Origin of the sequence: uncultured Shewanella sp. (assembly GCF_947501225.1) — a bacterium.
Classification (GTDB): Bacteria; Pseudomonadota; Gammaproteobacteria; order Enterobacterales; family Shewanellaceae; genus Shewanella.
On the sequence record NZ_CANMUW010000002.1, the window covers coordinates 36,262 to 55,516 of the forward strand.

Here is a 19,255-nt window from a genome sequence, read left to right on the forward strand (position 1 = left end):
ACACCATTGTTACAGCATTTACATCTGATGAGCAAGACACAATGAGAGAAAATCTTCTAAAGATTTAAGTAGTTTAGCTGGAAATAAAACAATATTTTAAACGCTTGATTTAAATTCATCGCATTGGGAGAGTGTGCTTTGCGAAGGTGAAATAAAAAAAACAGGAATAACAGTAGATTAGATGAAAATAATTACGACTGTTTGGCAGCAGGATACCAATCAGTCGTTTGAAGTAATTACTCTAGCCGAGAGAGTTAAATTTTCTGCAAGGAAACCAACTCCCCTTTATCGGTAAGCTCTAATTTAAAATCACCTTGCACACCCGAACGTGTGAGAAATTGACGAAAGTGACGTCCATTAATCCAAAGTTTCCTTCCCTGGCTGTCGTGAACCTCTACTTTATCGACATGCCCCTGATAGTATCTTTGAAATTCATGGAAACTGACATTGATTGAAAAGTAAAAAATCATATTCTTAAACTAAGGTAATAGGAACACTTAACAAACTGCAATAAAGTGTTATGACCCCCTCACATCTACCGCGAGGGGGTCATAAACCAAGAGCAAAGCTCAATACTAACTCGAGACGACTTACTTACTGTCGAGCGCCTTTGACACCTTCTCATACAGATCTTTGGACAATTCATCCATTCCCAAAATCCGCTCCAGTGATGCTTTCATCAGAGACTGCCTGGCTTGATCAAACTTCTTAAACTGGATCAAAGGCGTTATTATCCTGGCCGCCACCTGTGGGTTCAGTTTATTAAGCTTGATAATCGTATCGGTTAAAAACGCGTAGCCACTGCCATCGATTTTATGAAACTGCTCGGTATTGGCTGCTGCAAATGCCCCGATGAGTGAACGTACCCTGTTAGGATTGGAAAAACTAAAAGATGGATGCTCTGTTAATTTTTTCAGCTGGGCTAAACAGGTGTTCGATCTGCAGGTCGCTTGCAAAGAGAGCCACTTATCCATCACTAACGGGGTATCGCTCCACTTAGTTTCATAATCGGACATCAGTGACGTTCTCATCTCCGACTCCTCACCGTTGAGTGCCAGCAGTGCACCGAGACTGTCAGTCATATTTTCGGCTTGTTCATACTGAGCCCTTGCAAATACCTGATGCTCCTCAGATACCTTCTGCAGTAACAGCAGACAGATATTCTTAAGGGCTCTGGAACCCGCGTCATCGATGCCTGCCTGCTCGCGATAACGGCTCAGCAGCTCATCTTCACACGCCGTTGCCACCTCTTCGACCACATAGGCACGTGCGGTAGAGAGCAGGTCAAGATCGACCGAGTCAACTTGCTCGATTAATGCAGAAACAGATGGCAGAGTGAAAATTTCAGCAACCAGCGCCGGGTCTAACTTTTCACTGAGCAGCACACCACGGTAGGCATCGGTAACACGAGGATCCACATGCATGGCCTGATTTTGGCTAAGATGAGCCACATTCTCCCAGATTGACTGACTGATAAGAGCAACCGATGCCTCCCAACGCGCCACCTCACTGCCGGCATAGCGCATCAGGTGCACTAACTGCTCTATTGAGTAGGAGAAGTCCAGCTTAACCGGTGCCGAAAAGTTCTGTAGCAGTGACGGCACAGGCTTTTGGGCAATGTTTTCGAAGGTAAACTCCTGGCTCTCCTCCTTCACATCCAATACCTTGCTCAGCATCGAGGTGCCATCGGCGGCAAGCAACTCCAGATCGAAAGGAATATGAAGTGGTTGCTTGTCGGCTTGATCCGCTGTCGGAGGCGTCAACTGCTCGATGAGCAAGGAGTACTTCTCAGCTTCGGCATCATATTTTTCTGTCACAGTAACAACCGGGGTACCTGACTGGCTATACCAACGCTTGAACAAGGTCAGATCGATACCGCTGGCATCTTGCATCGCAGCAGCAAAGTCATCACAGGTCACCGCCTGGCCGTCATGACGCTCAAAATAGAGCTTCATTCCAGCCTGGAAAGAGTCCTCGCCGAGCAGGGTATGCATCATGCGGATCACTTCGGCGCCTTTGTTATAGACGGTAACCGTATAGAAGTTATTCATCTCAATCACAGATTCCGGGCGAATAGGATGCGCCATCGGGCCGGAGTCTTCGGCGAACTGTTGATTCTTGATCACCTTGATTGCATGGATTCGGTTGACCGCCCGCGAGCCCAGATCCGAGCTGAACTCCTGATCCCTGAATACCGTTAACCCCTCTTTAAGACTCAGTTGGAACCAGTCTCTGCAGGTAACGCGATTACCGGTCCAGTTATGAAAATATTCATGGCCGACAACAGACTCGATACCATGATAGTCCTCATCGGTGGCGGAACTCGTGTCGGCAAGCACATATTTTGTGTTGAAAACATTGAGGCCTTTGTTTTCCATCGCCCCCATATTGAAGAAGTCGACCGCGACAATCATGTAGATATCCAGATCGTACTCGAGGTCGAATCTGGACTCGTCCCAGGCCATCGATTTTTTCAGCGATGACATCGCATGATGAGCCTTATGCAGATTACCTTTATCGACAAATACCTGTAACTTTACCGGGCGCTGACTTGAGGTCACAAACTCATCTTCAAGCAGATCGAAATCACCGGCTACCAGGGCAAACAGGTATGCCGGTTTAGGAAATGGATCGTGCCATTTTACATAGTGACGTCCCGGTGTTGCTTCTCCCTTCTCAATCAAATTTCCGTTGCTCAAGAGATAGGGAAACGCCTCGGCTTCGGCCTCGATACGAACGCTATATACCGCAAGCACATCGGGCCTGTCGAGGAAGTAGGTGATCCGTCTGAATCCTTCGGCTTCACACTGGGTACAGTATGCGCCATCGGACATATACAGGCCTTCGAGGCTTGAGTTCGCCTCGGGATCCAGTTTTGTCACTATCTCTAACTCAAACTCATCTGTTTGAGTTTCGATGCTAAGCTTACCTTCCTGTTGGCTATAATCAGCCTCTTCACCCGCCACCTTAACGGAGACCAGCTCGATCCCCTCTCCGTCTAAAACCAAGGTGGTAGACTGCTTGTCTTTTCGTACAACCCGGCTTGTTGCGGTAACTAATGTTTCAGCCCCATCAAGATGAAAATTCAGATCAATATGGGTAATGGTAAAAGCGGGAGCAAGGTAGTCCTTCAGATACTTCGCATTCATTGTTGTCATATATAGGCCTCAGATCCTTTAAGAAACTTCAAACACTGATTTTGAATGTAACAGATATGAAAAAACGCGCCGGAAGCGCGTTTTTAATTAATTAACTTAAGCTATTTTGCTTCGTTTTTAGCAACTCGTTCGATATCTACCATATCGAGAGTGATATAAACCGTTTCATCACGGAAGGCATCCGGTGTAACAAGTTCATCTTCATCAGTTTCAGTCTCCTCGTCCAGAGACTTGACAGCTTTTAAGCCCTGACTGATACGGCGCTCGTTCAAGCGAGCAAGTTGCTTCTTATCATTGGCTTCACGTTCCGCAATACGCTCACTCTCGACAAGAGAGACCGTTTTCTCGTCATGATGCGCTTTAAATTCGGCAATATCCTGATAGATATAACTGAACTCAACATCCTGCTTAATACGCGCATCATGCTTGACCGTAAGGTTGCTGATCAAGTTAGGGTTAATGTCACCGAGAGTACCGTACTGCGCGACAGGAACTTTATCCCAGGGCAGTGCATTATCCTCTTCGGCCTCACCATATTCCCCCGGCTCTAACGCACTCGGGAAGGAGATATCCGGTGTAACGCCCTTAAGTTGCGTACTTCCACCATTAATACGGTAAAACTTGGCTATGGTGTATTGCACATGACCGATAGGCTTTTCATACATATCATAGATTCGGCCCAAGCTCTTATGCTGTTGTACGGTTCCCTTACCAAAGGTCGATTCACCTACAATCAGCGCACGGTCATAATCTTGCAATGCAGCGGCAAAAATTTCTGATGCGGAAGCACTGTAACGGTCGACCATCACGGTCAAAGGTCCGCTATAGGTCGTTCTACCATCATTATCCCGATTTTGAGAAACCTTGCCGTTGGCGTCTCTTATCTGTACAACCGGTCCCTGCTCGATAAATAGTCCGGTCAATAGCGTCGCTTCAGTCAGCGCACCACCACCATTACCACGCAGATCGATGATGACACCTTCTACCTGAGCTTCTTTCAGCTTGATCAGCTCTTTTGAAACATCCTTAGACAGATCCATATAGAAACCCGGGATCTGAATGACGCCAACCTTACGGTTAGCATATTGACCCTCTTCCGGCGTGATCACCTCAGATGTTGCAGCACGATCTTCCAATCTGATCTTGTCTCTGACAATTGTCACCTCGAAAGTCTTAGCCGAAGAACCGCCCTTCTTAGGCAAAATCTGTAAGATAACCTTACTGCCCTTAGGACCTTTAATCAGTTCGACAACGTCATCTAAACGCCAGCCGATCACATCGACAATCTCTTCGCCATCCTGGCCCACACCGACAATTTTATCTTCAGGAGATAGCTTTTCACTCGTCGCCGCGGGTCCACCAGCCACTAAGCTCTTGATAACGGTATAATCGTCATCCATCTGCAAGACGGCACCGATCCCCTCAAGGCTTAAGTTCATCTCCATCTGGAAACGCTCTGCATTTCTGGGAGATAGATAACTGGTATGTGGCTCTACGGTACGCGAGAACGCATTCATCACACCCTGGAAAACATCTTCACTCTTGGTCTGACTCAGACGCTTAATCGCATTGTTGTAACGCTTTTCCAGTACGGGAACGATCTCATCCCACTCTTTACCGGTTAATTTAAGGTTTAACGCGTCATATTTGACTCGCTGACGCCACAACTCATCGAGCTCAGCCTCATCTTTCGACCATAAGGCATCTTCACGATCAAACTGATACTTATCATTTGGGATCGTAAAGTCGATCTCTTTATCCAGCAGCGAAAGCGCATAGGAGAATCGATCATAACGACGCTTTTGAACCAGCTCGAACATCTTATAGGCGGGAGTTAAGTCTCCACTTTTAAGCATGTCATCAAACTGATCGGCATAAACACCAAAAGTATCGATATCGGTTTGAAGCAGAACATTGCGACGGTAGTCGAGTTGTTTAAGATAACGCTTAAACACCTGCTCTGAAAATGCATCATCAAGATCAAATCTGTGATAATGAGAACGAGTGAATAGACCGGTAACGCGCTTACTGGCTACCTTGTGCTGCGGTTCCTGCGAAAGTGCGGGTAACTCGCTGAATGGAATTGATGGGGTTAACGCCCACGCCGAAAATCCTACAAAAATGCTGGCGATTGAGGCCGCCAGGGTAATTTTTCGCATCAACAAGTTACTCCTTTACTATGAGATAGTTACAGCATTATATGTTCGACACGTACCTTAACCGTTAAACCTGAGTCTAACTGCACCTGAACATCTTCTTTCTTAATGTCTAAGATAACGCCAGTTACTGGTGTCTTACCTAGTTTGACATTAACACGCTGATTTTGTTTCAGCTCATTTAACACGGCTGGTGTTAAATTAACTGCCGGAGCTTGCTCTTTAACGGGCTTAGCCGCTGGTTTAGCACGCTTAACTGCTGGTTTTTTAGCAGGCTTTTTATTTGCCTTAGCAGCCTGGGCTTCGCTCTTCGCGGCGGCAGCTTTTGCTACTCGCTTAGCTTTTGCCTTTTCCTGACTCTCTTTAAGAGTAGTCTGAGCGTGATCGATATGCTCCTGTTCCAGCTCACCACAAGGGTTGCCGTCTAAATCGATACGCTGCGCACCGGCTTTAACGCCTTTCAGGTAACGCCAACTACTAGTATAGCGTCTTAAGGCAATTCTCAATTGAGTTTTACTGACTTTAGAATCATCAGCTAACCTTTCAGCCAAATCCTGAAACAATCCAATTTTTAATGGCTTCGTTTCACCTTCGGCGATAAAGCACAAAGGAAATGTTTCATATAAATACGCAAGTATTGCGTTGGTGTCGGTCAACTTCTCTGTTGATTCCATCATTACTTCCACAGTTAAAAAAGGGACACTGGCGGTACATATCAATAAGATACGTCACCAAGAGTCATTTACATTTGTCTGTAATTGCCCGGATATTTGCCTCAATAGCTACATTGAAAACAGATACTCAGAGCGTACACAGCAAACATACCTTAGCAATTACAATTAACAAACGCCAAGCTTTCATTCCACGAATGGAAATACCTCAACGCCCTTATCATTCGAACCGCCTATTATAAACGGGACTTTGACGAATGCGACCACCAATTATGATAAATTGGTTGTAGTTTGACCAAATAACGCATTTTCAAAGCTATTTACCAGTTTTTCCAGACCGATTTGGTCTGTCTCACTGAATCTCGCCAAGCTGGGACTATCGATATCCAGAACCGCAACCAACTCCTGATCATGCATCACAGGGATGACGATCTCAGAGTTACTGGCTGAATCGCAAGCGATATGACCATCGAATTTGTGAACATCGGAAATGCGTTGTGTTTTACGCTCTGAGGCAGCAGTACCACACACACCTTTTCCTAAAGGTATCCTAGTACAAGCGACCTTACCTTGAAATGGACCTAGAACTAACTGTTTGTTTTTTAGCAGATAAAATCCAACCCAATTTAAGTCCTTTACACTATCATTAATAAGGGCCGAAAAATTAGCCATGGCCGCAATCAGATCATCTTCGCCAGACAATAGTGCTTGTGCCTGACTATCCAAGGACCGATAAAATTCAGATATCATACAAACTTCCTAACAATTTATTTTTTAGGTTCGCTCTTATTAGCCGACTTCTTTGATGAAGCCTCTTTTTTCAAAGGGGCGCCCTTCAACAAGCTTAGTAACTGCTCTTTATTCTGTGCCATAAAGAAACTCAGTTTTTCACAGGTAGCCTCATCGAGTTCAAGATCAGACCCGGTCAAAAATGGCACCAATTGATCCGCGATATCAAGCATCTTATCGTAGGCATCGGCCTCCTTTTTAGATGTAAATGTCATCTTCTCAACCCCTTCTCTGACCACAACAAATTTAGTAACAACTGCCATGACTGCCCTCATACTGTTTTTATATACAGTTACAGAGTCTCATAAATACAACTTCTTATGCAAGTACTCTGGAAAATCTGATAGTATCTGACCTATTATCAAATAAATTCAGTCCCATCAATTAGATTGGCTGTCATGCTTGAATTGAATACCCAATAACTGAATGCAGACAGATTTATCATTAACAGGCGTAATACGGATTAAAATCGGCAATGGAACCAGATTGTGCTGACAATAGTGTGGTGTTGTGCCGCTCTTGTGACTTAGTAATACGAAAGCGGGCACTGCCTTCCGGTGTACGTGCGTTATGCCCTCGATGTGACACGACCCTATACGATACGCCGTACTGTTCAATTAACGGTATGTTGGCCCTATGCCTGACCGCAGTCCTCTTCTTTTTCCCTGCCAATGTGATGCCGGTACTGGAGCTGCATTTTCTGGGGAGTGTCAGAACCACCACTATTATTGAAGGGGCCATGGCGGTCTCCAATCAGGGCTACTGGATCGTAGGTATCGCCGTCCTGATATCTGCAGTCATTGCACCTGGCTTACTCATCCTGTCGGTATTATCACAAATCTTAATCATCAAGTACCGATTAAAGTCCCCCTTCTTTCGTCAAATACTGAAACGTCTGCTCAGTTATCAGAGTCTGTTGGGGCAATTGAGTATGCTCGAAATCTATATGATCAGTATTCTCGTTTCGGTATTCCAACTTTCAGACTTTGCGGATATTTATCTGGGCATGGGAACATTCTGCTTCACCATGCTGTTTCTGGTGATGTTATTTCTTCAACGGGAATATAATCTGGAGCATATGTGGAGTGTTCTGGATGAATGATGAGCTGAACAACCGGCCACAGGGGAAAGATATCGGGCTGACTCCCTGCCCCTCGTGCCGAAAGTTGTCTCTCCATGAAGATATTCATTGCAAGCGTTGTGGCGAGGAGTTAATCGTCCGGGATCATTCGAGCCTGCATAAGAGCTGGGCCCTGCTTATCACCGCGGCCATCTTGCTGTTCCCGGCCAACCTCTATCCGATCACTATGCTTGTCAACCGTGGACAGATACGTCACGACACCATCTTCAGCGGAATACTGCACTTAGTCGAATCGGATATGTTTCCCATCGCTATTATCCTGTTCACCGCCAGTATTCTCGTTCCTATGCTTAAAATCGTAGGCCTGACTGTCTATCTGATCGCAATCAGCTTTCGGCTTGGGATCTCCAAACAGAAGCTGATGATTGGATTTCATATCATCGAATGGATTGGAAGATGGTCAATGTTAGACCTATTCGTTATATCAATAACCGCCGCACTGGTTAATATGGGCCAGTTATTAGATGCAAAACCCGCACCGGCAGCAACCGCATTCGCCCTGGTCATTCTATTGACTCAAATGGCGGCAAAGGTGCTGGACACTCGTTTACTCTGGGATCGATTGGAATCGAAAGATGACGCAAATTGAAACACCTAAAGTTGTAAAAAAGAAGCTATTTTCACCTATTTGGCTACTTCCTCTTGTTGCCTTGGCTCTCGGCGCCTGGCTGGGTGTCAAAAGTATCAAGGAAGCCGGCATCGAGGTACGGATCCACTTCCCCAGTGCAACAGGGATCGATATAGGTAAAACCTTAGTTCGTTATCAGGGGCTCACCGTAGGTAAAGTTGTCGATATCAGTATCGATGATGATCTTAAGGGGGTAAATGTTGACCTTAAGATGGACTATCGCGCCGGGCCGTTTCTTAATGAAGGCACTAAGTTCTGGTTAGTTGCCCCCAAGGCATCGATCACCGGTGTGGAGGGGCTCGATGCCCTCTTCTCCGGCAACTATATCGCGATTCAACCGGGTGAAGGCGAGTCCAAATCCTTCTTCGAAGCCGAAATTAACGCCCCCGCCGTCCAGCCTGGTACAGATGGGCTGGTCATAGAGCTAACCAGTGATAACCTTGGGTCATTGGATGTTGGCTCGCAGCTCTTTTATCGCCAGATCCCTGTCGGTCAGATCACCAGCTACCGTCTGGAGGGCTCTGAACGCATCTTAATGACCGCTTTTATCAAGAAGCAGTATGCACACCTGGTAAAAACAGACTCACAGTTCTGGAATGTTTCCGGTCTTAGCATAGACGCATCGCTGTCGGGGATAGAGGTGAAATCAGAGAGCCTGTCATCCATTCTGGCCGGAGGGTTAAGTTTCAGCTCAAATGACGATTCACCAGGTGCAGGCAACGGACAGAGTTACCAAATTTTCGACAGCCGGGAAGAGGCGCTGGGGGGCATAGAGTTTATGTTGACGGCTGACAACGCCGAGGCGGCCGGTGTCGGTACTAAGATCGTTTTCAGAGGCATAGAGATAGGCCGTATTATCCAATCAGAGTTGAGCGATTCAGGCGTACAGCTAAAGGCGAAGCTGGATGAGGAGCATGCACAACTGTTGTCGGGCTCGACTCAATTCTGGCTCGAGGGTGCAGAGTTATCACTATCGGGAATTCAACACCCCGAGCGGCTCATCACCGGTAGTGTCATCCAGTTTTCTCTGGGTAGCGGAGACCCGCTTGAGCAATATGCACTGCTCAATGAAGCCCCTGAACAACACGCTCAGTCTAAACTCCAGTTACGTTTAACTGCCGACACGAATCCCGGACTGGGAGTAGATGCGGAGATACGTTATAAGCAGATCCCAATAGGCAAGGTAAATTCGGTAAAGCTCAATGATGCACTGACAGCTGTTGAGTATAACATCGAGATCTGGCCCGAGTTTTCTCAGCTCATCATGGAAAACAGCTACTTCACCTCCGAGTCGGCGCTGGCCATCGATGCATCCCTCGATGGTGTTAAGGTACAGACACGGGATCTGACGACATTGACCAAGGGGGCAATCTCTCTCGTTCAGGGTAAAAGCAGAAAGTTAGCCAAAAATAACGCTCGACTCATGTTGTTCGACTCAGAGCAGGACGCACAGGCCTTCTTTGCCAACAGAAACCTCACCAGGCTGAGCCTGCTCAGTCCGGACGGCGCCGATCTCAATCCCGGCTCGCCTGTCTATTACAAGAAGATGCAGATCGGCCGGGTAGACAGTATCGACTGGCTGGCGGATTCCGAACAGTTTTCAATACGCCTGAGTATCCAGAAGCAGTTTAAAAGTTTACTCAAACCCAACTCTGTTTTTTGGCGTAACAGCGCCATGTCGGTTAATGCTGCCCTTTCAGGACTGGAGATCGATCTGGCTCCGATACAGGGGGCGTTAAAAGGCAGTATCAGCCTGGGACTACTCGAATCTGATGCCAAGGGCTCACAGACTCACCTCTACGGGTCCAAAAAGTTAGCCCTCGCCCAGGCGAAGGCCATCAGCCTCACCTTCCCCTCCGATGTTAAGTTAGCGGCCAAGGCCCCTATCCGTTATCAGGGCCATCAAGTGGGAGAAGTTGAGCGCGTAACCTTGAGTAAAGACCTGACAAGCGTCAGTGCGAGTGCTTACCTGTATGGCGATTACGCCGAGCACTTCACTCAGGAAGATGCGCAATATTACCTGGTCGATGCTCAGATCTCCCTTTCGGGGATCAAGGCGCCTGAGACCATGCTAACCGGCCCCTATGTCGGCGTCGCTCCCGGTAAGAGTACTCGAAGCAGCTCACAGTTTACCGGAGCCATGACGACACCGGTGGTGGTGAAAAAACAGTGGTTACAATTTACCCTTGAAGATAGGAGTTTAGGGTCAATTAAAGCCGGAACACCTATCATCTTCCGCGGTATTAAAATTGGCCAGGTAGACAGCTATCGACTCTCTGACAAGGGTAACAGTGTTCTGATGAGTGCCCATATCGAAGAGCAGTATCGACATCTGGTAAATCAGACGAGCCAATTTTGGGATCTATCCGGAGTAAAGGTCGATATTGGACTGTTTTCCGGTGCCCAGATTGAGACCGGCTCACTCGAGACCATTATGGCCGGTGGTATAGGTGTTGTAACACAGGAACAGACCCGCTCAGATAACCGCCTCTCGGCCGATGAAAGCTTCACCCTGCACAAGAAGCTGAACCCTAAATGGTTAAGCTGGGCGCCGATACAGACCGCTCCCTGAACTAAGGCTTAAACGCAGCCGAAAACCGGAATCATGATTCTGGTTTTCGGTTAAGCCCGTAATGCAGATCTGTTCTAAAATTGGTTCAATGGCTAAGTTTAAGAAAAACTGGCTTATTCAAATCAGGTATCGAAATGAGTAAAGAATTAATGCAGCAAGCCGCGCAGAATTTAAAGAAAGCGGTTCCATTGATGCTCAAACATCAAATACCCACGACCCCCACCAATTACGCACTGTGGTACGCCTATGTAGGTGAGCAGAACCCGGCACTGAATATACAACTCGATACCATAGTCGAACAGTATCAAACCTGTCCGCCGGTGAATTCAGAACTCCTCTACCGGGAGTTTGTTTCCGATCCTGTTGAGATAGATGTCATAGATATGCGCCAGAACCTTGAGGCCATGGCAACCGAACTGTCCCAGTCATTGAAAGATACCAACCTCGATGCCACCCAGTTTCAAACCCGCATCGACAGCAACTTTGACAAGCTTAACAGAATCGAAGAGGAGGGAGTAAGCCTGGAAAAGGTACTGGGTCTGGTTCGCAACCTTGTAAAAGAGTCCGATGAGATCCGCTCCAGCACCGAGTTTTTTACCGGGCAACTGAGCAAGGCTCAACAGGAGATAGAAGCGCTAAAATCGCAACTTAAACAGTCTGAAAAAGATGTACTGTTCGATGCACTAACAGGCATACTCAACCGCAGAGCATTCGACAGCGATCTCAATGGGATCCTCAACCAGAACCCCGAAGGAACCTGCCTTATCCTGGTAGATATCGACCATTTCAAAGCATTTAACGACAATTACGGACATCAGCTCGGCGATCAGGTGCTTAAGGCCGTGGCCAAACGTCTCTCCGAATCATGCCGTGAGGGGGTCAAGATCTACCGTTACGGTGGGGAAGAGTTTGCTGTCCTACTCTCTAACAAGCAGCTCAGAACCGCCAGACACCTGGCCGAAGCGATGAGACGCAGTCTGGAGAAGGTCTCCCTGAAAGATAGACGAAAAGAAGCCACGATCAACAACATCACCGCCTCATTCGGTGTGGCTCAATGGCAAGCAGGCATGAACGGCTCTCAGCTTATAGAGCAGGCCGATAAGCTACTCTATGAAGCCAAGCGACTGGGCCGAAACCGCGTCATGCCGATCTCAAGTTAACACAATCCGCTAGCCGATGACGGCCTCAGCCTTAACAACCAGACGTAAGGCTCCCCCCACCTCCAGGGAGTTAAAGGGATAACAGGTGATTAGGGTTAACAGCTTATCATTCGATGGTTCGAGCACCCGGGTATCAGATTCATGAACGACCAAGGTTTCTGTTACCCGGTACAGCTGCTCGTTGCCACTGGCATCTTGCAGGCGGATCTGTCTTCCGGTTTTAACCCCGCTGAGTATCGAGAAATGGGTGTCATTGTGCCCGGCTATGACCCTGTTCCCGCCTCGTTTCTGTGAGTTAATATCGAGCTCAGCCGGACCGAAGGCTAGATTTCTTCCGGAAGCCCCCGCCAGAACATAGAGTACCCGCTGCGATGTCGACTCCTCCCCTTCGGCAATAAATGTCATCTTAGATACCGGGTAGGTATCGGCCCAACTCCAGGGCTTATGGGGCTGACTGTCCTCCAATGTCTGCTCCCAGGCCTGCATTATCAGGTATTGAGCAAAATGAGCCTTAGCTTGCATATATGTCCCCTTGCCAATTAATGTAAGACTGAAAATGAGTATCGAACCGATTAGGGTAAGATGTAAAATTTGGGATAACTTCATAACGCATCTCGATTTCCCGCCATCTTTTGCACCAATGATCTGCTTATGTTTGCGGGAAAACTCAACATGTAAGCTATCAACAGACTTAACAAGATCAGCCCCATCGCAACCAATAACCGACTATCTGTGCCCGTTTGCGGCAGCGTACCTTCGGGTGGCCTCCAACCAAATGGTGTTGCCGGGATCACTGCGGCATTATTCGATACAATAGAGGAATCCTTAACCGGAGTAACATCTACAGCGATGAGACTGGTGTGCTTACTCGCAAGGTGATACTTGAGAGCCAGAGCGATGATCTGTTGCTTCACCCTACTGTCATTCGCTCCATCCTTGCTCAGCTCGAGCGCTGCTATCTGTTTGTTGGCCCAGATAAGATCCAGGCCTGCTTCAGAGACTGCGCTATCCAGCGACAGCAGCTCCTGCCAATACCTACCCGCAATCATTCCTGAAACTATGACCTTGTCGGGTGAAACCGAGTGACGCATCTTTATCGCAACCAGAAGCGGCTCTTCGCTGTATAGGTCCGGTATTCTGGCCGGCCAGTAGTCCGGCACCGTGCCATCGCTATATCTGAGCTTTATATCGGTTATCTGCGGCTGCTCAATCTTATGCAGCAGTCCCTGAACCTTCTGCTTTACCTCATCTGAATGGCCAATATAGGTAAAGGTTCCCCTGCCAAACTCTGCGGCTCTCTGCATAAAGTGAGAGTTGGGCGCAGAGCCTATGCCGAGGGTAAACAGGCGACTCTCTCCAATTCGATATTTTATCAGGTTAAATAACTCTGCTTCATTTGCCACGGCACCATCTGTCATAAACAGCACCTGCCTTAATCGACTTCCCGTTTCAGCTTTTATGCCCGAAGACACGGGATAACCAGCTGTATCGGCTCTGTGAGTCAGCGCCATTTCCAGTGCCGGTGCCATCTCGGTTCCCCCGTCAGCGGTTAACGAATCGACGAATCGATTCGCCATAATGATATTCCTGCTATTTGCGACTAATGGCTCAGAAGAGAGTGAAGTCACGTGTGAGTTAAACTCGATCACGTTAAAGGAATCAACACTGTCAAGGCCCGCTAATGCGAACTTCATCGCCGCTTTAGCCTGCTCCATGGCATCCCCCGACATAGAGCCTGACGTGTCTATCACTAAGATCAACTCTCTGGGAATAGGATCTATGTTCCTGTGCTCAGAGGGGGGAAGCAACATGATCAGTGCATAATCGTCCGGGTTAGCCAGCTTCTCCCCGGTTTCACTCATCGATTCTTCTGTCGAATAGGTTTGTCCCCTCTGGGTAAACACACTGGCCGTAGGCTCGCTGCCCGCAACAGGCCGCCAGCGCAGCACAAAATCTCTGTCGGCTACCAGTTGAGATTCTGATTGGAGCCGATAGGAGGTATTACTCAGTGGCGTCATATCTATATCATGATAGGGGCTCACGATCTCATCGAGCCCAATCCCGGCATCGAGCTCTACCCGGATATTCACCGAAGGAGCTGTTGAGCTTCTCCCAGCCCTGCGACTAAGCAATGCTCCCACAGCTGAGAACTGATCCAGCCAACTCTCATCACCAGTGATACTCTGGTATTGAAAATCGTCAGCTGGCCTGTCTTTATCTTCCGGGGAATACCTTGGATTAACGACCATAGGAAACCTGAGGCTGAACTCGCCCGCATCAAAGGCCACCAGCTCCTGATAATTTATCTCTACCACCAGCAGTTCACCCGGACCTAAATTGGCCACCGAGGTCGAAAAAATATTTGGTCGTTCCTGCTCAACCAGGCTGGCTCGCCTACCTGTCTTTCTGGCCTCCTCAAATACTCTCTTCGCCTCGACTCGCTCCTTAACCTGCCCTTCGACAACCCGTGAGCCGACGAGTAATCTCATCCCATCAACCGCGGCTTCGTTAGGCAGTGGAAACCGATAGCTGCCGTTGAGCCACTGACCACTAAGGTTTTTAAATGTCTGTTTCACCTTCACCCGGTTGACCCAACCTGAGACCTTCATCTCAACTTCGGTTTGTAATGGCAGTGAAACCCGCTCTTCTATCTCCCCACCCGCGCCGGGCAAGCGATAAACGAAGCTCCCCTGCATCGGCTCGGTTTCATTCGCTGCATTCCCATCTGAGACTACACACAGCAGTAATACACAGACAAGGGCAAGGTGACCGAGAGCCCCCCGGATGGGGGCTCCCTGGCTGCCGGATGATGCTGAGTCAAATTTCATAAACATATTCCTTTATGATGAAACCAGCACTAGTTGTTCGCGGTCAGTGCAGACTCAGTTGTTACCAGTTTTACCGTTACTCTGCGATCGAAGAAATCATTCTCGAAGCTCTGCTCCTGTGTCATCGGCGCACTGGCACCATAGGCCCTGAAATCCAACCGTCCCTCCTCTACCCCTTTATTAACCAGATAGCTCTTTACTTCGGCAACTCTCTGTTCAGACAGTGCCTGGTTATAGGTGCTGTCTCCTCTTCTGTCTGCATAACCGGTAAGATCCAGCCTTAACTCCGGGGACAAAGACATGGCGTAGGCCACCTCATCGAGTTGCTCCTTAAAATGTGGGACCAGTTCAGAAGAACCTGTTTTAAACTGTACGTTCAACCCCAGACTAAGCTCTGTCAGTTTCTGCTGCTGTGCGGCTCTGAGCTGAGTCAGCTGAATTTGTGCTTCCTCATATTGATCCGATATCGCCATCAATGACCGGTTCTCATCGCTCAGCTGATTCATTCTGGATTCCTGAAGCGCCAATTGTGCCTGTTGAGACTCAAGCTCCGATTCATCGGCAACGGACTTGCCTATGATGCCACCGGTAAAGGCACCTATGATGGCACCGACCGGACCGGCAACCACAGCACCGAGCACAATGCCTGAACTCAATCCGATCAGCTCTTCGTGATGTTGACGCTCACCATCGGTATCGGCTGCGAAGCTGACATTTGATACGGCCAGGCTGCTTACTAACATAGTTGCGATTATCTGCTTTTTCATTTTGTTTTCCCTACGCTTATGGTTTCAATATATGAGGAGTCGGTATTTATCGTTTCAAAACCCGACACCGTTTCGATGAGTGAATTAAACATGATTTAAATGTCAAAGCAGGGGAGCAAAAATGGCATTACAACTATGAATTGTGGCAAGAAAATGGCAATTGACTCAGTTGCCTTTTATCCCACCATTTTTCCTGTATAGTCACTGGCAACAAGGCAAAGTATGGCAAGCTGCTCAGCCGTTAACCCTATTGCAAACGATAGGGTGACAGTTGAGCTCTCCTATAGATATTGCACCATACATAAGCCAAAGATGAGTCAGGTGCAGGCTAGCTCCCTATAGTGCAGCACCAATGAACCGTCATTACCAGCATCACAACAAGCAAGGTTTATTTCATGTCACTGAAACGCATAGCAATCGTAGAAGATGAAGTCGCTATCCGGGAAAATTACAAAGAGGTACTGCAGCAGCAGGGCTACAGCGTACAGGCCTATCCTAACCGCCCCACCGCCATGCAGGCTTTCAGTACCCGATTGCCGGATCTGGCTATTATCGATATCGGACTCGAAGACGAGATAGATGGTGGCTTCACCCTCTGTCAATCACTGCGCGCCATGTCGAGCAACCTGCCGATCATCTTCTTAACGGCCAGAGACAGTGACTTCGATACCGTTTGCGGACTTCGCTTGGGCGCCGATGATTACCTGAGTAAAGATGTAAGCTTTCCACATCTGATAGCCAGACTTGCCGCCCTGTTCAGACGCTCTGATCTTCAGAATAAGGCACAGACAAACGATAACCTCCTCGAGCGGGATGCGCTGACTATCGATGCCAACCGGATGCAGGTGTACTGGAAAGATGCCCCTATTGAGCTCACCGTCACCGAATTTTGGATGGTGCACGCCCTTGCCAAGCGCCCGGGCCATGTCAAGAACCGTCAGGAGCTGATGCAGGAGGCAAAAATATTTGTCGACGACAGCACTATCACCTCTCATGTCAAACGGATCAGAAAGAAATTCGTCGCTCAGGATGAGAAGTTCGATTGCATAGATACCGTCTATGGCATGGGTTACCGCTGGGATCCTCAGGGGTAAACGATGACACCACTCTCTATGCGCATTACAACACTTCAACCTCCGATATCGGCATTATCGACCTGGCGATCTGCTGATGTTTAACCTCCCTATAGGTCTTAGAACCAAGGTTGCCGTCCTGTCACTATTTCTGCTCTGTCTTCCCTGGCTTGGCTACCAGTACGTTTGGGAGATGGAGAAATACCTCAGACACGGGCAGGAGAAGACACTGGAGGGCACGACGCAGGCCCTTGCCACCGCCCTGCACGAGAGACCGAAACTATTCGATAGTCAGGCCAGCTTCTTAACTCAGGTTCAACAGGGACGTGATCTCTATGCTTACCCGTTGGCGGGACCGATTCAGCTCGATGGAAAACTGTCGGACTGGGCAGACTATCGTCACAAGAGCATAGAGTACGGCCAAAGCCATCAGATATTCAAAGCCGATCCCAACACCCCGCTAAACGTCAGTTTTACCCATATGGTGGGTAAGTACTCGGGCTACCTCTATGGCTTCTTCGAAGTTATCGACCCCAATGTGATCTATCGTGGTAAAAACACATTAAGGATCGATCTCAACGATCACCTGACCATTGCCACACTCGCGCCCGATGGCGTGTTTAAACGTTACATCATCTCCACCATTAAAGATGGCTGGATAAGCGCCTTCGAGCTGCCGGAAGACCCGGCACTCAGCACGCCGGTCACCCCCGAAGTCCAGATACAGGGAAAATGGAGAAAGACAAAACTGGGATACAACATCGAGCTGCGTATGCCGCTGGATATGGTTGGCAGTAAGTTAGGCTTTGCCATCCACGATGTCAATAACCCCAAAACCCGACGGCTCGATGCCGTTGTCGGCACCTCGGCCATCGACGATGTCGATAAACTCGGCACAGTGTTGGTGCCCTCTCCCGAGATTGAGAGCATCATCAAGGGAATGAGCCATAACAGCTCGCGGATCTGGGTGGTGGATAAACATGGACGGGTACTGGCCAAGTCCGGCGATATTCGCACCGGCAGCAGCGTCTGGACCCGGACGGTCAAAGAGGCGCCGGATCCCTCCTTCTGGGGGCAGTTTAAACGTAACTATCTGATCCCTCTCTATTACAAGATACTGACAACACCACCTAAGGACTTTGTCGACTCACTTCAGGATTCCACCGTTCTGGAAGGCAGTCATATCCAAAAAGCCTTGTCGGGCAAGCAAGGCTCGACCTGGCGCCTGACACCGGACAACAAGGCCGTGATCTTAGCCGCCGCCAGCCCCATCTGGATAGATGATAAGGTCATGGGTGTCGTGATATCCGAGGAGACGACCCATGGAATACGGACCCTGAGAAACAAGGCGCTGGAGAAGCTGTTCAACGTCATCTTAACGGTTATGAGCATGGGCACCCTGGCCCTGTTCTTCTTCGCTTCCAGCATCTCCAGCCGGATCCGAAAGCTAAGAGACGAGGCCGAGCGCGCCATCGACAGTCAGGGACGGATCACCAACCATATTCAGGGCTCAAAAGTGCGTGATGAAATCGGCGATCTCTCCAGAAGTTTCGCCAGCATAGTGAGCCGTCTGGGTCAGTACACCCACTATCTGGAGAATATGTCATCCAGGTTATCACACGAGCTGAGGACACCGGTTGCCGTTGTGCGCTCATCTCTGGAACACCTGAGTTTACAGCAGCTCGATAAAGACAGTCGCAAATATGTCGACCGGGCTCAGGAGGGGGTTAGCCGCCTTAGCATGATCCTCAATAACATGAGTGAGGCAACGCGCCTCGAAGAGAGTCTATCCAAAGCCGAAGTCGATACCTTCCCGCTATCTAAGGTGGTAAACGGCTGTATGCAAGGCTATCAACTCACCTATCCACAGCAGGAGTTTGTGCTCAGCATACCCGATGAGCCATTGACCATGCGCGGGGTACCCGAGTACATCGCCCAGCTGATGGACAAACTCATCGCCAATGCACTGGAGTTTTGTCTGCCCGGCACCCCTATCACTGTGTCGCTCGAGGTTAAAAACCGAAAAGCAGTGCTGACCATCGGCAATTTAGGGCCTGAGCTACCGGATAAGATGAGTGAACAGATCTTCGAGTCAATGGTCTCGGTACGTCAACAAAAAGCCCAGGATAAGCCTCACCTGGGTCTGGGGCTCTATATTGCCAGGCTGATAACCCAGTTCCATCAGGGCTCCATAGTGGCTGGCAACATCTCCAGTCACCAAAAGGGCCAGACCAAAGACAGTGAACACAAGCACCTTCAATCCGGGGTAGAGATACATGTGACTCTGCCACTTCACAAGGAGTAGCTAACTC

Annotated in this window: 15 protein-coding genes; 6 read left to right on the forward strand and 9 right to left on the reverse strand. The window is 48.6% G+C overall.

Translation table 11 applies throughout. From position 1 onward, the window contains the following. Positions 1-254 precede the first annotated feature (254 nt). From Q1B47_RS03750 to Q1B47_RS03775, 6 genes are all read right to left on the reverse strand, one after another. Positions 255-470: a DUF2835 domain-containing protein gene (locus Q1B47_RS03750; protein WP_299788868.1), complete on the reverse strand. Its 216-nt coding sequence runs from the start codon at positions 468-470 to the stop codon at positions 255-257. Between the two features lie 120 nt (positions 471-590). After that, entirely contained in the window at positions 591-3,158 is a 2,568-nt protein-coding gene (gene pepN, locus Q1B47_RS03755) for an aminopeptidase N (protein ID WP_299788870.1), read from the reverse strand. 101 nt (positions 3,159-3,259) lie between these two features. Then, on the reverse strand, positions 3,260-5,317 hold the full coding sequence (gene prc, locus Q1B47_RS03760; protein ID WP_299788872.1) for a carboxy terminal-processing peptidase: 2,058 nt from the start codon (positions 5,315-5,317) through the stop codon (positions 3,260-3,262). 29 nt (positions 5,318-5,346) lie between these two features. Beyond that, positions 5,347-5,988, reverse strand: coding sequence for an RNA chaperone ProQ (proQ, locus tag Q1B47_RS03765; RefSeq protein ID WP_299788874.1), 642 nt, complete (start codon positions 5,986-5,988; stop codon positions 5,347-5,349). Between the two features lie 267 nt (positions 5,989-6,255). Next, positions 6,256-6,735 carry a GAF domain-containing protein gene (locus Q1B47_RS03770; protein WP_299788876.1) on the reverse strand — a complete coding sequence of 160 codons (480 nt, stop codon included), beginning with the start codon at positions 6,733-6,735 and terminating at the stop codon, positions 6,256-6,258. A gap of 17 nt (positions 6,736-6,752) precedes the next feature. Next, positions 6,753-7,037, reverse strand: a complete 285-nt coding sequence (locus tag Q1B47_RS03775; protein WP_299788878.1) for a YebG family protein — start codon at positions 7,035-7,037, stop codon at positions 6,753-6,755. 212 nt (positions 7,038-7,249) lie between these two features. On the opposite strand from Q1B47_RS03775, the gene Q1B47_RS03780 reads away from it, so the two are divergent. The 4 genes from Q1B47_RS03780 (at position 7,250) to Q1B47_RS03795 (ending at position 12,275) form a co-directional block, all read left to right on the forward strand. Beyond that, positions 7,250-7,876, forward strand: a complete 627-nt coding sequence (locus tag Q1B47_RS03780; RefSeq protein WP_299788880.1) for a paraquat-inducible protein A — start codon at positions 7,250-7,252, stop codon at positions 7,874-7,876. Continuing rightward, positions 7,869-8,504, forward strand: coding sequence for a paraquat-inducible protein A (locus tag Q1B47_RS03785; RefSeq protein ID WP_299788882.1), 636 nt, complete (start codon positions 7,869-7,871; stop codon positions 8,502-8,504). Before Q1B47_RS03780 ends, Q1B47_RS03785 begins: the two co-directional genes overlap by 8 nt. After that, positions 8,491-11,115: an MlaD family protein gene (locus tag Q1B47_RS03790; RefSeq protein ID WP_299788884.1), complete on the forward strand. Its 2,625-nt coding sequence runs from the start codon at positions 8,491-8,493 to the stop codon at positions 11,113-11,115. The genes Q1B47_RS03785 and Q1B47_RS03790 overlap by 14 nt, the downstream gene beginning before the upstream one ends. A gap of 134 nt (positions 11,116-11,249) precedes the next feature. Beyond that, the gene (locus tag Q1B47_RS03795; protein WP_299788886.1) at positions 11,250-12,275 is read left to right on the forward strand and encodes a GGDEF domain-containing protein; all 1,026 of its coding nucleotides are present in this window, start codon (positions 11,250-11,252) and stop codon (positions 12,273-12,275) included. A gap of 9 nt (positions 12,276-12,284) precedes the next feature. Here the strand turns inward: Q1B47_RS03795 and Q1B47_RS03800 are convergent, their stop codons facing one another. From Q1B47_RS03800 to pdsO, 3 genes are read right to left on the reverse strand one after another with little or no spacing between them, the layout of a single operon-like run. Next, positions 12,285-12,881, reverse strand: a complete 597-nt coding sequence (locus Q1B47_RS03800) for a class GN sortase (protein ID WP_299788889.1) — start codon at positions 12,879-12,881, stop codon at positions 12,285-12,287. Then, a complete protein-coding gene (locus Q1B47_RS03805; protein ID WP_299788892.1) occupies positions 12,878-15,103 on the reverse strand; it encodes a marine proteobacterial sortase target protein in 2,226 nt (741 codons plus the stop codon). The genes Q1B47_RS03800 and Q1B47_RS03805 overlap by 4 nt, the downstream gene beginning before the upstream one ends. A gap of 29 nt (positions 15,104-15,132) precedes the next feature. Next, complete coding sequence (gene pdsO, locus Q1B47_RS03810; RefSeq protein WP_299788895.1) at positions 15,133-15,870, reverse strand: sortase-associated OmpA-like protein PdsO; 738 nt, start codon at positions 15,868-15,870, stop codon at positions 15,133-15,135. Positions 15,871-16,271: 401 nt separating this feature from the next. Here pdsO and pdsR point away from each other — a divergent pair, with 401 nt between their 5' ends. Next, positions 16,272-16,964 (forward strand): proteobacterial dedicated sortase system response regulator, encoded by a 693-nt coding sequence (gene pdsR / locus Q1B47_RS03815; RefSeq protein ID WP_299789853.1) that lies wholly within the window; start codon positions 16,272-16,274, stop codon positions 16,962-16,964. A 76-nt stretch (positions 16,965-17,040) separates the two neighbouring features. Beyond that, entirely contained in the window at positions 17,041-19,248 is a 2,208-nt protein-coding gene (gene pdsS, locus Q1B47_RS03820; protein WP_299788898.1) for a proteobacterial dedicated sortase system histidine kinase, read from the forward strand. Positions 19,249-19,255: the final 7 nt, after the last annotated feature.